Genomic DNA, 17,446 nt, shown 5'->3' on the forward strand with positions numbered 1-17,446 from the left:
CACATGCGACGGCGACCTTGACGCTCGTCGCGAAGCACGCTCATACTCGGCCGTGCTTCGCTCCGGTGCTCAGCGATCCCGAGACGCGATGTAGCGCCCATGCGTGATGCGAACGAGCACAGCGCCTTCGTCGATGCATGGATGCAGCGGGCCACCGAGGGCTTGCCAGCCGAGCGTCTCGTCCAGGTCTTCGAACGCGCCTTCGCCTCCCTGTGGCGGCGCGCTCTGGTCACCCTCGGAGAGGTCACGCTCGGCGCCATCTTGAATCGCGTGCTTTACAACGCCTCCGAGCGATACACGATGCTCTCGTCTCTACGTGTGGAGTCGACCGGGCTCTGCTGCGAGAAGCTCCACGAGCGCGCGGGCGGCCTGCGCCGCGACCAGCTCGCGGCGGGGATCCGGTTCATCCTGATCGAGTTCCTCGTCGTCCTCGGAAACCTGACGGCGGAGATCCTCACGCCGGCGCTTCACGCGGAGCTCTCGAATTTCACGCGGCACGAGGAGGCGGGCGGGACCGAGCGAGGGACGGCGAGCGCGCCCGGGCCCCACGAGGGCGAGGACGGCGAGGGAGCTGAGTCATGACGAAGAAGACGGCCATCGCGCGCATCGAGACGGGAGTGCGAAATCTGGACACGCTGATCGACGGTGGGCTGCCGAAGGGCTCGGTCATCGTGATCGCCGGCCCGCCGGGCGCGGGCAAGACGATCCTCACCCAGCAGATCTGCTTCCACAACGCCTCGGCCACGGCACGGGTCCTCTACTTCAACACGCTCTCGGAGCCCACGGCGAAGACACTGCGCTTCCTGAGCCAGTTCGACTTCTTCGACGCCAAGCAGCTCGACGAGGCCATCCAGTTCGTGGACCTCGGCGCCATCTTTCGGACGGAGGGCCTCGACGGGACCTCGGCGCTCATTATGGAGCACGTCAAGAAGGTCAAGCCGGCCATGGTCGTCATCGACAGCTTCAAGGTCTTCGACGACCTCGCGAGGTCGAAGGAAGAGCTCCGGAAGTTCGGCTACGAGCTCGCGATCAGCCTCATGGCGTGGGAGACCACCACGTTCCTCATCGGAGAGTTCGGGCAGAGCGAGATCGAGACGAACCCCCTGTTCTCGATCGTCGACGGGCTGATCCTGGCCCACCAGCGCCAGGAGTCCGGCGAGCACCGGCGGGTCCTCCAGATCGTCAAGATGCGCGGCACCGACCACAGCCGTGACGAGCACTCGTTCATCATCACGCAGGCCGGCATCGACGTGTTCGCGCCTCGCCTCACCATCCACCGGGAGGACGTCGGGGGCAACGAGCCGCGCCTCAAGACCGGCATCTCGCGGCTCGACGACCTCCTCGGAGAGGGGATCCCGCGCGGCTCCAGCCTCCTCATCGCCGGCGTGGCGGGGACCGGCAAGACGGTGCTCTCGCTCGAGTTCATCTACAGGGGCGCGAAGGCCGGCGAGAGAGGGATCTTCTTCTCCTTCGAGGAGAGCGAGGCGCGGCTGCTCGCGACCGCCCGCGGCCTCGGCTGGGACATCGACGCCGAGATCGAGCGCGGGATGCTCGAGATCGTGTTCATCCCGCAGCCCAACATCATGGTGGAGGCGCACCTGCTCATGATGAACGAGCGGATCGTCGGCATGAAGGCGAGGCGCGTGGCGGTCGATTCGGTCTCGGTCTTCCTGCACAAGGTCAAGGACCCGCAGATCGACCGGGAGAAGATCTTCCAGCTCGCGAGCGTCGTCCACAACGCGCAGGCGGTCGGCTTCTTCGCCACCGACATCCCCTACGGCGCCAACCAGATCAGCCGCTTCGGCGTCGAGGAGACCGTGGTCGACGGGGTCGTCCTCCTCTCCTCGACGGAGGAAGGGCTCGAGCGCCAGCGCTACATCGAGATTTACAAGCTGAGGAACACCGCCCACCTCAAGGGTCGACACAGCATCATGATCGGCCCGAGCGGGATCATCATTTATCCCCGATACAGCGCGGAGGCGGCGTTCGCCGAGCCGCCGCTACCCCTGGTGACGGAGCTGCGCCTGCCCTCCGGGGTACCCGGGTTCGACGCGCTGCTCGGCGGAGGGCTGCTCGCGCGCAGCGTCACCCTCCTCTCCGGGAGCGCGGGCATCGGGAAGAGCACCCTGTCGCTGCAGTTCATCCTCGAAGGCTGCAAGCGCGGGGAGCCGGGGCTCTACGTGGCGCTCGAGGAGGGGCCCGCACAGATCATCCGTGGCGCGGGCGCCCTGGGGCTGCCCCTCCAGGAGGCGACCGAGCAGGGGCTCGCCGAGGTCATCTATCTCTCGCGGGAGCGTGTCCGCCCGAGTCAGCTCCTCTCGCTCCTGACCGACAAGATCCGCGCGCAGAAGACGCGTAGGTTCGTCCTCGACAGCGTGAGCCAGCTCGAGACCGAGGGCATCGCGGAGGATGAGCTGCGGCAACTCCTCTACGCGCTGGTCACGCGGTTCAAGGCGCTCGACGTGACCTGCCTGCTCACGCTCGAGTCGAGCGCGATGTACTCCAGCGAGACCGTCACCGACCGCCATTTCTCTCCGGTGGCCGACAATCTCGTCGTGCTCCGGTATACGCGCCTGCCAGGAGAGATCCGGCCGACCCTGGTGGTCGTGAAGACGCGCGGCAGCGAGCACGACTTCGGCGCCTACTACTTCTCCGTCGGGAAGGGAGGCGTCCGGATCGGAGAGCGCGCCGGCGAGTCCTCTCCCTTGCTCGAGAAGAGCAAGGCCTAGGGGGCGGGGATGAGCGCCGGTCGTCGGACGAACGAGCCGCCAAGATCTCCCCAGGAGGAGCGGAGGCGCGGCGACCAGCGCACGGAGGAGCAGCCGGAGCGGCGCGGCGACGACAGCTCGGCCTCCGGAGGTCTCGATCGCGCGTATCCTCGCGTCCAGTACCTCTACGAGATCAGCAAGCAGCTCACGCAATTCGAAGGCGCCCGACGGACCGTCCCGGCGATCCTCGCGATCGTCGCGCGGGCGCTCCCCCTCCGCACCGCGCTCCTCATCCTGGAGATCCCAGGCCGCCCTCAGCCAGAGACCATTGTCTGGAACGCCGAAGAGGTCAGCGCCGATCGACTCGACGCCGCGAAGTCTCATGCCAGGACCTCGTACGCCTATCTCGCCGGATCGGATGCCGCGCGGTCGGTCGATCTGGAGGGCGAGCCGACCACGACGACCGTGCCTTTCGGAGAGCCTGCCAGGGGCCAGCGGGCGGAGGCAGGGGAGCGCGGGTACTTCGTCCTCCTCCCTCTCGTCGTCGAGCGGCGGCCGATCTTCGGCGCTCTCCAAGTCGAGGGTGCTGCCCGTCTGGGGGAGCCGGACCTCGTGTTCGTGAACGCGGTGGTCAACCAGCTCGCGATCGCGCTCGATCGCCAGGCGGCCATCGACGCCAAGCAAGCGGCCGCGGAGGCGGAGCGTGAGCTCGCCCAGCGGAGACAGGCCGAGTCCGACGGGCACCGGGCCGCCGCCGAGGCGCTGCGGCAGCGCTACGAGGCGCTGGTGGACAACCTCGATCGCTCGTTCGTGTGGGAGGCCGACGCGCGCACGTTTCAGGTCTCCTACGTGAGCGCGCGCGCCGAGGAGCTCCTCGGCCATCCGCGCGGGCGGTGGCTCGCGGAGCCCGACTTCTGGAGCCGCTGCGTCCACCCGGACGATCGCGGCGCGCTCGAGCAGACGTTTCGAAGGACGCTGGCCTCCGAGCGGGACCAGCGCTGCGACCATCGCTGTCGGACGGCGGACGGCGGCGTGCTCTGGCTCCACACCCGCGTGCACCTGGAGAAGGACGGCGCCGGCGGGCCTCGCCTTCAAGGCGTCTCGATGGATGTCACCGCCGCGAGGGGGGCGGAGGAGCGGGTCCGTGACCAGCTCGAGTTCACGCGCGCGGTGACCGGCAGCATCGTCGAGGGCGTGCTCGCGATCGATCTCGAAGGGCGGATCACCTTCTTCAACCCCGCCGCCGAGCGCCTGCTCGGCTGGACAGAGGAGGAGGTCCTGGGGCGAGGCGTTCAGGAGGTCATCCGGATTCAACACGCGACCGGGACGTCCATACCTGACGAAGAGCACCCTGCGCTGCGAGCGATCCGGACGGGCGAGCCGGCCCGGGACGACGAGGACCTGTTCCTACGCCGGGATCGAGCGGCCTTCCACGTCAGCTGCACGTTCGCCCCTCTGAAGCGAGAAGGGCAGGTGTCGGGGGCGGTGCTCGTCTTCCAGAACATCATGGAGGTGAGGCGCGCAGAGAAGGCGCAGCGATTGTTCGCGGAGGTCAGCTCGGTCCTCGCCTCGTCGCTCGACTACGCAGAGACGGTCGCCGCGATATCGCGTCTGCTCGTGCCCGCCCTCTCCGATCTCTACTTCGTCGATCTGATCGAGGAGGACGGCCGCGTCGAGCGCTTCCAGCAGACCTCCGTCGACCCCGCGAAGCAGGGGATGGCCGAGCGGATGGAGCCGATCGGCGGACGGCCGGGCCGGGAGACGCCGCAGGCAAGGGTGCTGCGGACGGGCGAGCCGCTCCTCATCCTCTCCGCGAGCACCGAGTTCGCCCTGAAGAGCATCGCCGGCGACCAGGGCCATCAGGAGGCCCTGCACGCAGGAAGCTCGGGAACGGTCATGGTGGTGCCGCTCCTGGCCCGCGGGCGGACCATCGGCGCGCTCACGTTCGTGGGGACGGAGTCGGGCCGCCGCTACTCCATCGCCGATCTGGCGGTGGCCGAAGAGGTGGCGCGCCGGACCGCCATGGCCCTGGAGAACGCGCGCATGTACCAGAAGGCGCGGCGGGCCATTCGCACGCGGGACGATCTCCTCGCCATCGTCTCTCACGACCTGAGAAACCCGTTGAGCACCGTCCTGGTGGCCTCGGCTCTCCTCATGCAGACGTTGCCAGCCAGCGAGTCGGGAGCGCAACACAGGAAGAAGGCCGAGATCATTCGCGCCGCTGCGCAGCACATGCTCCGGCTGATCGGCGACCTGCTCGACGTCGCCGCCATCGAGGCGGGCCGGCTGTCGATGGTGATGCAGAGGCACGCGGCGGACGCCCTCGTCCACGACGCTCTCGCGATGCAGCAGACGCTGGCGACGGAGAAGCACGTGGTGCTCGAGGGCGAGCTCCCGGGCGGGGGCAGCTTCGAGGTGCTGTGCGATCGCGAGAGGGTCCTCCAGGTCCTGGCGAACCTGATCGGCAATGCCATCAAGTTCACGACGGCGGGAGGGATCATCACCGTTCGAGCGGAGCCACGCGGTAACGAGTCGCTCTTCGCCGTGGCGGACACAGGGCCGGGGATCCCTCCGGAACAGCTCCCTCACATCTTCGACGAGTTCTGGCAGGCGGCGGAGACGGCGCGTCTGGGGACCGGGCTGGGGCTCACGATCGCGAAGGGCTTCGTGGAGGCCCACGGCGGGAGGATCTGGGCGGAGAGTCGGCCCGGAGTTGGCACCACGTTCTTCTTCACGCTCCCGCTGGCCCCGCCGGAGCAAGCCGCAGGGGGCGCCGCCCCATGCGATCGACGCTGACCAGCGCGAAGGACGATCCTCATTGCATGAGGGGCGCGTCACCGGGCGCGCGCAGGGGCAGCGGGGAGACGGAGCCCGAGATCCAGGCGTCCAGGCCGCCTCAGCATCGCGAAAATCCCGCAAGATCCGCGGGATCTAGCGCGTGCCTACATGTAGGGAATTTGGGTCCAGGTTGCCGGTCGGGGTACGCTGCAAGTTTCGCCGCAAAAAAGTTGTTCGTTCGGCGCGCCATGACGTACCCAGTCGAGCGCGCCCCCGGCCTCGATGGAATCGGGTGGGCGCCGAGCTCTCACCACGTCGACGGCGCCTCCTCAGCGCCGGAGAGACGGGCATCCGAGCGGGCTCGGCCGTCGGATAGCCACGTCTTTCGAACCATTATCCAAGGAGGTTTCTGGTGTCAAAGGTAGTCGTCGTCACCTCGGGCAAGGGCGGAGTCGGCAAGACCACCACGACCGCAAACCTCGCGTCCGGTATCGCGGCTCTCGGTTACAAGACGATTGCCATCGATTTCGATGTGGGGTTGCGCAACCTCGACCTCGTGATGGGGTGCGAGCGCCGCGTGGTCTACGATCTGGTCAACGCGATCCGTGGCGAGGCGACGCTCCGCCAGGCGGTGATCAAGGACAAGCGGATCGAGACCCTCTACGTGCTCCCCGCCTCGCAGACGCGGGACAAGGACGCCCTGACGCTCGACGGCGTCGGGCGCATCCTGGACGAGCTGCGCGCCGCGGGCTTCGAGTACATCTTCTGCGACTCGCCGGCGGGCATCGAGTGGGGCGCCCAGATGGCGATGTATTTCGCCGACGAGGCGATCGTGGTGACGAACCCCGAGGTCTCCTCGGTGCGCGACTCGGACCGCGTGCTCGGCCTGCTCGACGCGAAGACGCGCAGGGCGGAGCTCGGCGAGGAGGCGATCAAGACGCACCTCCTGCTCACGCGGTACGCGCCGGCGCGCGTCGCCAAGGGCGAGATGCTGGCGTACCAGGACGTGCTGGAGCTCCTCGGCATCCCGCTGCTCGGCGTGATCCCGGAGTCGACGGCGGTGCTCCAGGCGTCGAACGCCGGGACGCCCGTGGTGCTCGATCCGACGAGCGACGCGGCGCAGGCCTACCTCGACGTGGTCCAGCGCTTCCTCGGCGAGGAGCGCCCGCACCGCTTCCTGGAGTCGGCCAAGAAGGGGTTCTTCAGCCGAATTTTCGGCGGCCAGGCGGCGACCGCCTAGGGGGATCTGCCATGTCGATCATGGATTATTTCCGGAGGACGCAGCCGAAGTCGGCGACCCTGGCGAAGGAACGCCTGCAGATCATCGTGGCGCGCGAGCGCGTGCGCACGACGGGCGAGCCGGACTACCTGCCACGGCTCAAGCAGGAGCTGCTCCAGGTCATCTCGAAGTACGAGCGGATCGATCTGGATCAGGTGAGCGTGAACGTGGAGCGGAGCGGCGATTGCGACGTGCTCGAGCTGAACGTCGTGCTCTCCGAGTCGGAGCGGGCCGCCGTGCGCGCCGCCGTGTCCCGCGGGGGCGCCCCCGCCTCGCGGAACTGCTGACGCGAGGCGCGCCGGGCGCGCCTCGACCCGGCTCCAGTGCTCCACAGAAGATCGGCGAATAGCGCCGTCATTCTAGCGTCGGAGCTTCCCAGTCTACCCAGTCCGACATGCTGAGCGAGCCGCCCGAGCCCACGACGAGCTCTCCGGCGGCCTCGCCCTCGTGCTTCAGGAACTTTGCAATATTGCTGACGAGGAGATCGGTGTATTCGCTCTTGTACGAGCAATGCGCCGTGTCGGCGACCTTCGAGTGGTAGCTGATATTCTTCTCCACGCCCAGCGCCTTGTAGACCTCTGCTCCGGCCACGGTGGCTGTATGGCCCGCCGGGGCGCCCATCTGAGCCTGATGCGGATTCTCGAGGACGAGCAGGCCGCGCGGCGCGATCATGGCGATCAGGGCATGCGTGTCAATGGGGAGCTTGACGGCGTTCGAGACGTTGTTCCTGAAGACAAATGGATCGAAGTCGTTGCTGAGCCAGTTTAGTCCGAAGTAGTTGTGGTCCGTCCGCTCCCTGCCCAGCACGTCGGCGATGCGGTAGGCCGGAACTCCGGCGGTGCTCGTTTCGTGGGGGATCGTCAGCGCGATTCGATCGTCGAGGACGCCGATGGCAAATGCGCCCTTGCCGTTGCGCGAGCATCCCGTGACACCGATGCCGGTTGGATCGATGATGTCGCCCCCCGACGTCTGGAGGACGTCGAGGATTCGACTGGCCCCCCAGGCCCATGCCATCAAGAGGCCTGCGGAGTGGTCGCCGCCGTAGATGTCATAGAACTTCCCCGGGTTGGGTTTGCCTCTGGATTGCTCCGGCGTGCCCTCCCTGCCGAGCTCATTGTGGTTGTAGTAGATGACGGCGACGCCTTGATCCAGGATGCGGCCTTCGCCCAGCGTGATGCCGCCGAACCCGCCTTTCGTGCCCACGTTGATGATCGCGGGGAAGGGGGCTTGTCCCTTCGAGGGCAACACGATGTCGGCGCTGAAGTCGATCTCCTTGCCCTGGGCCTCGACGTGTACAGAGACTCTGTTCTCGGTGACGGTGCCGGTCACCACGTCGGGCGTCGGCTTCTCGCCGTAGATATACTTCTCAGCTTGCTTGCGTATCTCCTGCCTTCGGCAGTGCCATTCTGCTTTTGTGGATATGCGATTTCCGTCGAGCTTCGTGAACGGGTCGGGTAATTTGGGGATCTGATTCAGGGCGCTTGCTTCCGGCAGGGCAGCAACTTCGCAATCGGCGCTCTCGTTCTCGACAGCGGTTTCGCCCGAGCCCGAGCCCGAGCTGGAGCTGGAGCTGGAGCTGGAGATCGAGCTCGACGTCATGTCGCCGCCCGAGCCGGAGCTCGACGTCATGTCGCCGCTGCTTGTCGCGCTCTCGCCGCCCGAGCCGCCCGCACCTCCTTGCCCGGGCGGGCTCGATTCGGACTGCCCGCAGGCAGCGGCTGTGAGGCAAAGACCGAGGGCAACGCCGGTGGTTCGAGGGGCAAACGTTCGCATGGATGGACCTTCTGGAGTGGGCATAATCAATGTTCATCGGCTGGACTTGCACTCGCCGGAGCGGCGGCAAGCATCGCTGCGCGATACGACATTCAAGCGTGTTTCGATGTCAAGCACAACGTGATGCCTTCATTCGGCTCACGGCGCGACGGGACGACCGTCGTGCGATCCTGAACGGTGAGTCCCGGTCGAATGACAGCGCCGGAAGATTCAGTGAGAATGGTGAACTCCAGTCCAGATACAGCGCCGCGTGGCCTGAGTTCGTCCCTGGTTGCACGCGCTCGTGCGGTGCTTGTCGCGGGGGGGACACCCTGGCGGCGGACACGGCGACGACAGCGGCGAACGAGGCGCCGCAGCAGGCGTGGGTACGCCCAGATCACTCGGTGATTTCTCTGCCCTCCGCCATCGCGATCTCCCGCGCCCGCTCGGACGCCGCCCGGATCAGCGGGCCGAGGAGCTCCGCGGGCGATCGCTCCTCGGTCCAGCCCGGCGGCGCGCCGAGCTGGGTCAGGAGCGCCGCATGGGCGGAAGGCGGATCGAGCGTCACGTCGAGCGCCGGCGGCGCCTCGCGCCAGGCGTCGAAGTCCTTCGCCTCCATGGGGCCGAGCGTCACCGTCGCCACGGGCGGCGCCTCGGCGGCGCAGGGAGCGCCCTTCCGGCCTCCACGCGCTCTCTTGCCGCCCGGCGCGCTGCCCCGGGCGGCGCGGAGCGCCTCGATCACCTGCTCGCGCGTGCGCCCGCGGAGCTCGAACAGCAGGAACGGGTCCTTGTCGAGGGCCTCTCCGAGCACGTAGTGGGTCGCGGCGACGTGCTTGCAGGGGTTCGCCCAGTCGGGGCACGAGCAGGCCGTGGTGAGGTCCTCGGACCGCTCCGGGAACAGGCTCGCCCCGGCGCTCCGGAACGCCTCGTCGATCTCCTCCGGCATCCGGCCCGCGAGCAGGTCCGCCGCGAACTTCGCCCGCTCGGCCATGGCGGCGATCGCCTTCGCCCACGTGGCGTCGTCGAGCCGCGCGAGCGTGAGGATCACCTTGTACGGCTGCGGCCGCGAGCCGGTCACGCGCGCGGTCACGAGGCCCGGCTTCACCGTGAGGTCGTGCGTCCGCCCGGCGCGCGCGTACGTGCGCCCGCGCGCGAGGCGGGCCGCGTCGTCCGGCGACATCCGCTCGAGCGCCTCCACCCAGCGCTTGCCCCACCAGGTCGCGCCGGCCCGCTTCATCCGGATGCCCCGCGCGGGCGGCGGCGGCTTCGGGCCGGCCTCGCGGTGGAACGGCACCCAGCGCGCCGGCGGGCTCATGTCTGCGCTTCTCCTCGCGCACGCGGCACGCGGCGCACGGCACCCCGCCCCCGGGCACCGCGTGGCCCGCGCCGCTCCTCCGGCTCGCCGTCCGGCGTGTCGTCATCGCCCCGCTCGCCCCGCTCGCCCCGCTCGCCCTCCGGCTCGTCGCGGTCGTCCAGCTCGCCCGCGATCGCCACGGCGTCCCGCGACAGCGCGAACAGCTCGCGCAGCGATGCGTTGTCGAGCTCGGTGATCCACGCCTCGCCCTGGCCCACGACCTGCGCCGCCAGATCGCGCTTCTGCTCCAGCATCCGGTCGACCTTCTCCTCCACGGTGCCCGCGCACACGAGCTTGTGGACCTGCACCGCGCTCCGCTGCCCGATCCGGTGCGCGCGATCCGTCGCCTGGTCCTCCACCGCGGGGTTCCACCAGCGATCGAAGTGGAACACGTGGCTCGCCGCCGTCAGGTTGAGCCCCGTGCCGCCGGCCTTGACCGAGAGGACGAAGACGCGCGGCCCCCGCGGATCGCCCTGGAACCGCCGCACCATCTCGTCGCGCGCGAGCCTCGGCGTGCCGCCGTGCAGGAAGAGGACCTCCGTGTCGAGCGACGACGCGAGGTGCCGGACCAGCCGGTCGCCCATCTCGCGGAACTGCGTGAACACGAGCGCGCGATCCCCTCCCGCGAGCGCCTCCTCGAGCATCTCCGTGAGGCGCGCGAGCTTGCCCGACCGGCCCGCGAGCGGCCCCGCTTCCCCGAGGCACTGCGCGGGGTGGTTGCAGATCTGCTTGAGCATCGTCAGGAGCGCGAGCACGAGCCCGCGCCGGGCGATGCCCTCGGCCTCCTCGATGCGGCGCATCGCCTCGTCGAGCGCCGCCTGGTAGAGGGTCACCTGCTCGCGCGTGAGCGTGCAGAAGACCCGCGCCTCGATCTTCGGCGGGAGGTCCGGAACCACGGCCGGATCGGTCTTGACCCGTCGCAGCAAGAACGGCCCGACGATGCGCCGGAGCCGCTCTGCGGCGTCCCGGTTGCCGTAGCGCTCGATGGGCACCGCGTAGGTGCGCCGGAACGCCTCGAGCGGGCCGAGCAGGCCGGGGTTCGCGAACTCGAGGATCGACCAGAGCTCGGCGAGGCGGTTCTCGACGGGCGTGCCGGTCAGCGCGATGCGGTGCGGGGCGCGGAGGGCGCGCGCGGCGCGGGCCGTGCGCGAAGCGGCGTTCTTGATGTTCTGCGCCTCGTCCAGCACGACCGCGGCCCAGTCCACGCCGGCGAGCATCGCGGCGTCCCTGCGGAGGAGGCCGTACGTGGTCACGACGAGCCCGCCGCCCGTGTCGCGGGCGCCCTGAGCGCCGCCCGCGCGCTGCGCGCCATCTGCGCCGGAGGCCGCGCCGGAGGCCCGCGCCGCGAGCTCCTCGGCGGAGCGGGCGCGCCCCTCGCCGTAGTGGCGCACGAGGGGCAGGGCAGGGGCGAAGCGCGCCGCCTCCCGCTCCCAGTTGCCGACCACCGACGTGGGCGCGACGAGCAGCGCCGGGCGCGCGTCCTCGGGCGCAGCCGCCCGCCGGCCCGCCAGGAACGCGAGCAGCTGGACCGTCTTGCCGAGGCCCATGTCGTCGGCCAGGCAGGCGCCCAGGCCGAGGGTCGCCATCGTCTGCAGCCAGGCGACGCCGCGCGCCTGGTACGGGCGCAGCGTCCCCGCGAACCCCTCCGGCGGCGCGGCGGCGCGCTCCGCGCCCGAGCGCAGCCGCGCGATCGCCTGCGCGAGCGCCCCCTCGGCGACCACGGAGACCGAGAGGCCGTCGACCTGAGCCTCGCCCGCGAGCGCGACCTCGAGCGCCTCGCGCGTCGAGAGGCGCCCGCCGCCGGCCTCGAGGCGCCGCTTGATCTCGGCGAGCTCCTCGGGCACCACGACGACCCAGGCCCCGCGATGCCGGACGAGCGGCGACTTCTGCCGCGCGAGCGCGGCGAGCTCGCGCGCCGAGAGCGGCTCGTCGCCGAGCGCCGCTTCCCACGCGAAATCGAGCGCCTCGTCGAGGCCGAGCCCGGCGCCGCCCGCGACCACGCCGGCCGTGCGGCCCGTCGCGCCGACGCGCATGCGGAGGCGCAGGCGGCGCTGCCCCGAGGCGAGGAGCTCGCCCGGCACGACCACGCCGAACCCGGCTTCGCCCAGCGCCGGGGCGGCCTGCGCGAGGAACGCCCATGCCTCCGCGGGATCGAGGTCCACGCGCTCCGGCCGCGCTTCGCCGAGGGCCCGCGCGATCGGCGCGAACAGCCGCGCCGCGGCGCCGAGCGCAGCGAGGAGCGCCTCTTGCGGCTCGGAGAACGCGCGCCCGAGCGCCTTCAGCGTGCGCCCTCGGGCCTTCCACACGTCGGCGGCGGGGACGAGGAGGCTCGGATCGTCGGTGGCCTGCAGCAGGAAGCGGAGCACGAAGCCGCGGTCGCCCTCGGGCAGCTCCAGCCGGAAGCAGGCGCGCAGCGCGTCGCAGGCCCCGAGCGCGGGCCGGACCCAGGCGTCGAGGTCGGCGACGAGCGCGCGCTCGGCGAGCCCCTCCGTGGCGAGGGCGGGCTGCGCGCCCGTCAGCGCGAGGACCAGCCGGTGCTCCCAGGGCGCGTGCGCCCGCCGCGGCGGCGCCTTCGGGCGGTTCGTCGCGCTGCCGCGCGCGAGCGCGTCCGCCACGGCGTCCAGGAAAGCGCGCAGCAGGGCCTCGGCGGACCAGACCTCCGGGGCGCCGGCCGCGCGGGGGCGCCCGCGGCCTTCGCGGCGGCCTTCGCGATCGACCGCGGCCTGCGCGCCCGCCGGCACCGCGTGCGCCGCCGGCGGCATGGCGCGGGCGAGCGCCGCGACGCGCGCGGCGTCCTCCGGGGCGGCGAGCGACGCCGCCCAGCGGGCCTCCGCGCTGCCGCCGGTGGCGCCTGCGGGCGTGACGCGAGGCACGACCCGCTCGCGCACCACGAGGTCGAGCGCGAGCTTGCTCGCCAGGCTCCACGCGGCGACGGACGGCGGCGCTCGGCCGAGGTCGTCCTGGGCCATGCGGGCGAGGGCGGACACGCCGTCAAGGAGCGGCGCGGCCTCTCCAGCCTTCCTCACGGCGCGGCCCGCCTCGGAGACCACGACCGCCTCCGCCGGGGTCGTCGCGCCGAGCGACCGGGCCGCAAGCCGCTCAGGGGCCGTGTCGTCCCACAGGAAGAAGCGGAGATCGTCGGGCAGAAAGACGAGCGGCATCGACGCGCAGATTCATTGCACAACCGGGCAGGACGAAAAGGGGCTTCGCGCGTCGCGAGGTGAAAAATAGCGGTTGGCCGGGCGGGAGCGCACCCGCGGAACCCAGGATGTGACCCATTCCGTCATGAACCAGTAAATTGCCAGAATTTGTTTGGAACCTCCGATTAGCGGGGTCGGAGAACCTATCGTGGAAAAAGAACATGGCTTGATGGAATGAGCGCCGTGGCGCGCTGGGCTGCATGCACGACGAGCTCGATCGGCTGGCAGGCGAGGCGCGCGGCGTCACGTGGTCCGCATCCGGCGCCCGCGCCACCGGCCGTTCCTTTCGCGCCGATTTCTTTCACCCACACCATACGTGTGCGTCTCTGCGCCCAAGGCGCCGCGCGGAGGGCTCGCGCGGCTGGGGGTCGAGGCGCCTGTAGCGCCTGCGGCCTGTAGCGCCTGCGGGTGGAGAGCTTCCTCAGCATTTTAGACCTCGAACGATGCGCGGGGAGTGATAGTCTCATGGATCATGACAAGACATCATTGGGCGACTCGCTTCTGCGCTGGGCTCGCATCCTTCTGGCTGCCCGTCATCGCTTGTTCGGCGGGCGCCGGTGGCGGCGAGGGCAACACCACGGGAAATGGCGGTGGCGGCCAGAGCACGAGCGGCGCCGGTAGCAGCAGCAGCACCAGCAGCGACGATTTTGGCGACGATTTCGGGCTGACGACCTCGGGCTCGGGCAGCACGTCGCCGGCTGACGCCGGTCACCAGACGACCTGCGATGACGCAGGCAACTGCTCCTGCATCAACATCGCGTCGATCGGCCACGAAGGTGTCTGGGGTCCGTGCAGCAGTGACAGCACCACGGCGCTTCAGAATTGGTTGAACACGCAGAGCACGGCCCAGGTCGACAACTACAACACGGAGAAGCCCACGCTCACGCCGGAGTTTCTCGCCAAGTACGACGTGATACTCCTTCAGTGGATGGTGACGAAGGGCGTACAAAACGACGACGGGGCGCCCTGGCAGTTCACGGCTGACGAGGTGAACGCGCTCAAGGACTGGGTCAATAGCGGCGGTGGTCTCATCGCGCTGAGCGGTTATCAGTGCAATGGACAGGGATGCACCGTCCACGACGTCACGGCGACCAACCAGCTCCTCTCGTTCACGGACATCCAGTTCAACGCCAACGGCGTGCTGGACCCTGCGCAGAACGGCTGCCCGAATTGCAACTGCTGGGGCGGCCCGGTGCCGGTCGGCGGACCCCTCCCCGGGAGCGTGGGCACCTGGAACCAGGACACCCCGATCGGCAAGGACATCCAGAGCGTAGGCGCCTACGTCGCGCGCTCGATCAAGTCGACGACCGCGATCGTCGATTGCACCGACGGCACGAACAATTTCGCGGTGCATGAGGAGGTCGGCAAAGGCCGTGTCGTCGCGTATGGCGATGAGTGGGTGACCTACTCGGGCCAATGGCTCGGGACGGCGTCGTGCCTCAACCCCCAGATGTTCACGGACCCGAACAGCCCCTGCTATCAGAGATCAGCGGCGCAGGTCTTTCAGATCCCGCAGTTCTGGTACAACGCGGTAAAATACGCGGCGTCGTCGGTCGAGTGTTTCACGATCGAGGATCCGGCCATCATCAAGTAATGCCGGGTGATCGGACGGCAAAGCACGCGCCTTCTGCGAGCGCGAACGCTCCGCGAGTTCCATCCTTGCTCTCAGGCACGGTTGGCGCGATCGGACTGGTCGTGATCCCGATGCCATCATATCAGCGAGAGTCGTCTCGCCTGCGGCTTCGCCTCCGTGGGCCTCGTCGCCTCCGTCTCGCGGCTCGCCGCTGCTACGTAGTGATTTCGGAGCAATTCATCCCTTGGCCTCAGCGCCAGGGAGATGAAGTGGCCTTCCACCTCGAGCGCGAGGCGCCGCTCGACGAGCTCACCAAGCAGCCGCAGGACCTTCTCCTGCTGGAGCCCGGCGGCCGCTGCCGCTCGCCCTGGCTCCATGCCGGCGTGGCACAGATCATAGATGCACGCCAGCTCTCCCTCAAGAACCGTCTCGACGAGATCCCCGGAGCGCTCGTCCCTGATGAGAAGCTCGCCCGGGCTCACCCTGTGAACTTCCATGGCCGGTATCCCGCGCTTCCACTGGACGAGCTCCTCGTACCACCCGGCAAAGCTACGCCAGCCTTCCATCACGCCGGGCTCGAACCACTCCTCGGGCGCCGAGTAGCCGTAGTACGGCACGAGGAATCGCTCGACGCCCTCCAGTCCTTCCAGATAGGTATCGGGCCTGAGCCGCGCCATTTCATCAGGACCGAGCTGGTTGAAGAGCGGGCTTCCATAAGATAACGTATAATCCGACAGGCTGTAGCTCCCCAGGTGAGGCGTCTCCTTGATGATCCGCCGTGTCTCGGCGATGTCATCCATCGTCGAGCGGGGGTGCCCGATGATCAGATTCGAGAGCGAGCGGATGCCCAGCTCCTTCAACCACTTTTGAACGAGGATGTTTTGCCGCGCCCTGGTCCCCTTGTTCATTCGTCGGATCAGGGACGAGGACAGGGACTCGATCCCGACCTGAGCAGCATCGACCCCGGCCAGGACCAGCTTTGTCCAGAACCTCTCAGGGTGGTGCGCCCGGAGCTCCATCGTCGCCGGAATCTGGATATTGAGCCGTATCAGCTCATCGGCATAGCCCTCCGCCCACGTGTCGCAGACGTTGTCCATGAACAGGATACGCCGCACCCCGTAGCGCTTGACGATGGACAGCACGTCCTTGACGATGTCCGCCGCGAGTCGCTTTCTGAAGCCCTCCCAGTTGACGTTGATGCCGCAAAAATCGCACTTGGCGAAGCATCCCCGGCTCCCCTCGACGGGGACCATCACGTTCTTGCTGAACGGCCGGATCGCCTCCGCACCCCGGAACACTCTCCTGATGGCCCGGAAATACTCCTCCAGATCCGGGACGCCGAGGTCTCGGATGGATGCGAGCTGCGAAGCGAAGTTCGCCGGATCTCTCCTGAAGAGATCCATCTGGTTGGTCTGGATGTCATAGATGCCCTGCACCTCGCCGGGGATGCTTTCGTGGAGACGATCCATCTCGCTCAGGGGGGTCCGCAGGTAGGCCCCCGCGAGCCGCTCGAGCTTCTTTTCCCCCTCTCCGAGCACACCAAACCCGCGAATACCTAGCCGTTTCAGCACGTCGGCGACGCTGGTCGCTGCCGCGCTCGCTCCCCCGAACATGAAGACGCACCTGTGATCCGGGTACCTCTGGGTCAGGTAGAGGGCGCAGTAAATGGATGAATAGACCTGATTGTAATTGAGCGTGAAGCCGATCAGGTTCACGCCATTCCGGATGAGCTCCGGCCCCAGCGCTGCGTCGATGTACCTGTGCGTCGCGCTCCTCAGGCGGGTCAGTGAGCGCTTCGTGAGCTTGACGCGGCCGCGCTTCGGAGCGTTCACGATCGAGAGCAGCTCGTCGAGAGAGGGGGCTCCCTCGACGGACGCGCGCGGCCGGATGAACCGCTCCAGAGCGAGGAGGAAGTACGGGAACTCCCTGAACTCCGAGAGCTCCGAGTACAGGTCCGACTCGCCGGCGTCGAGGAACACCGAGCAGAATGCAGAGTACGTATGGGTCGTGAAACGGCCAGGGAACGCGACATCAAGATGCGCCTTCAGCGCGCCGAGCTGGACCGAGGGGACATAAACATCGGCCCACGGCATCGACACCAGGTGTATCTTGATCCTCATGGCGATCACCCAATCGATTGAATGCGTATTTTCGTGTCGCGAATCGCCGCTCTGTCCCTGAGCACGGAGCCTCGATCACGCATCTCGCGGCCTGATCGAGCGGTACTCCCGCGCGTCCTTCGCGGACAGCGTATACTTCATGGCCAGCGTGAACCGCGACACGGGGCACACTCTGCTCGGAATGCCCGCGCAGTGCCATGTCGCGCCCGGGAAGATCAAGACGCGCCCAGGAGCCGGCAAGACGGCCAGGTTGAAGGCCCCCGAGTCGTCGTAGAGCATCGTCTCTCCTCCCCATTCGCGGTCCCAGCGCGGATTTGCGTAGTAGAGCACCGTCATGTCTCGGCGACGCGGCTTGCAGTCGACGTGCGGGTAGTTGACGTCGCCGTAGCACGTCTGATTGACGTACGCCTTGTAGAGGTGGAGGGGCACGTCCGCGTAGCACCGCTTCATGAGACCGAAGACCTCCTCGTAGAAGAAGAGCATCTGAAACGCCTCGAGGTCCACGAAGTGCGCCACCATCTTCGGGAAATGATCCGCGCTCGAGCTGAGCTGCCCTCGGTAGTAGACGTAGGACTCCGAGAGGGTCCGGTAGACCTGCTCGATCTTCTTCTTGCGGAAGAGGTGATCCACGAGGATGACCTTGCGTCCGTTGACCGTCGTCTCTTGTATCTTCATCGCCAGC

The 17,446-nt window shown here is 68.5% G+C and carries 11 protein-coding genes; 6 read left to right on the forward strand and 5 right to left on the reverse strand.

All coding sequences use genetic code 11. The annotated features are described in order from the left end of the window. Nucleotides 1–99 precede the first annotated feature (99 nt). The 5 genes from WMF36_RS17860 (at nt 100) to minE (ending at nt 7,052) form a co-directional block, all read left to right on the forward strand. Nucleotides 100–582, forward strand: a complete 483-nt coding sequence (locus WMF36_RS17860; protein WP_437580814.1) for a hypothetical protein — start codon at nt 100–102, stop codon at nt 580–582. Then, a complete protein-coding gene (locus WMF36_RS17865; protein WP_437580815.1) occupies nt 579–2,729 on the forward strand; it encodes an ATPase domain-containing protein in 2,151 nt (716 codons plus the stop codon). Before WMF36_RS17860 ends, WMF36_RS17865 begins: the two co-directional genes overlap by 4 nt. 9 nt (nt 2,730–2,738) lie before the next feature. Continuing rightward, nucleotides 2,739–5,504 carry a sensor histidine kinase gene (locus WMF36_RS17870; protein WP_437580816.1) on the forward strand — a complete coding sequence of 922 codons (2,766 nt, stop codon included), beginning with the start codon at nt 2,739–2,741 and terminating at the stop codon, nt 5,502–5,504. Nucleotides 5,505–5,898: 394 nt separating this feature from the next. Then, the gene (gene minD / locus WMF36_RS17875; protein ID WP_437492252.1) at nt 5,899–6,726 is read left to right on the forward strand and encodes a septum site-determining protein MinD; all 828 of its coding nucleotides are present in this window, start codon (nt 5,899–5,901) and stop codon (nt 6,724–6,726) included. An 11-nt stretch (nt 6,727–6,737) separates the two neighbouring features. After that, nucleotides 6,738–7,052 carry a cell division topological specificity factor MinE gene (gene minE, locus WMF36_RS17880; protein WP_437492254.1) on the forward strand — a complete coding sequence of 105 codons (315 nt, stop codon included), beginning with the start codon at nt 6,738–6,740 and terminating at the stop codon, nt 7,050–7,052. A gap of 67 nt (nt 7,053–7,119) precedes the next feature. On the opposite strand, the gene WMF36_RS17885 is transcribed toward minE, so the two are convergent. The 3 genes from WMF36_RS17885 to WMF36_RS17895 form a co-directional block, all read right to left on the reverse strand. Beyond that, on the reverse strand, nt 7,120–8,394 hold the full coding sequence (locus tag WMF36_RS17885) for a glucuronyl esterase domain-containing protein (RefSeq protein ID WP_437580817.1): 1,275 nt from the start codon (nt 8,392–8,394) through the stop codon (nt 7,120–7,122). A gap of 520 nt (nt 8,395–8,914) precedes the next feature. After that, nucleotides 8,915–9,832 carry an SWIM zinc finger family protein gene (locus WMF36_RS17890; RefSeq protein ID WP_437580818.1) on the reverse strand — a complete coding sequence of 306 codons (918 nt, stop codon included), beginning with the start codon at nt 9,830–9,832 and terminating at the stop codon, nt 8,915–8,917. Then, nucleotides 9,829–13,032: an SNF2-related protein gene (locus tag WMF36_RS17895; RefSeq protein WP_437580819.1), complete on the reverse strand. Its 3,204-nt coding sequence runs from the start codon at nt 13,030–13,032 to the stop codon at nt 9,829–9,831. The genes WMF36_RS17890 and WMF36_RS17895 overlap by 4 nt, the downstream gene beginning before the upstream one ends. A gap of 511 nt (nt 13,033–13,543) precedes the next feature. Here WMF36_RS17895 and WMF36_RS17900 point away from each other — a divergent pair. Further along, entirely contained in the window at nt 13,544–14,665 is a 1,122-nt protein-coding gene (locus WMF36_RS17900) for a hypothetical protein (protein WP_437580820.1), read from the forward strand. Between the two features lie 116 nt (nt 14,666–14,781). On the opposite strand, the gene WMF36_RS17905 is transcribed toward WMF36_RS17900, so the two are convergent. Further along, nucleotides 14,782–16,764, reverse strand: a complete 1,983-nt coding sequence (locus WMF36_RS17905; protein ID WP_437581931.1) for a radical SAM protein — start codon at nt 16,762–16,764, stop codon at nt 14,782–14,784. A 75-nt stretch (nt 16,765–16,839) separates the two neighbouring features. Next, complete coding sequence (locus tag WMF36_RS17910; protein ID WP_437492265.1) at nt 16,840–17,439, reverse strand: 2OG-Fe(II) oxygenase; 600 nt, start codon at nt 17,437–17,439, stop codon at nt 16,840–16,842. Nucleotides 17,440–17,446 lie beyond the last annotated feature (7 nt).

Source organism: Sorangium sp. So ce887, assembly GCF_051521455.1.
Lineage (GTDB): Bacteria > Myxococcota_A > Polyangia > Polyangiales > Polyangiaceae > Sorangium.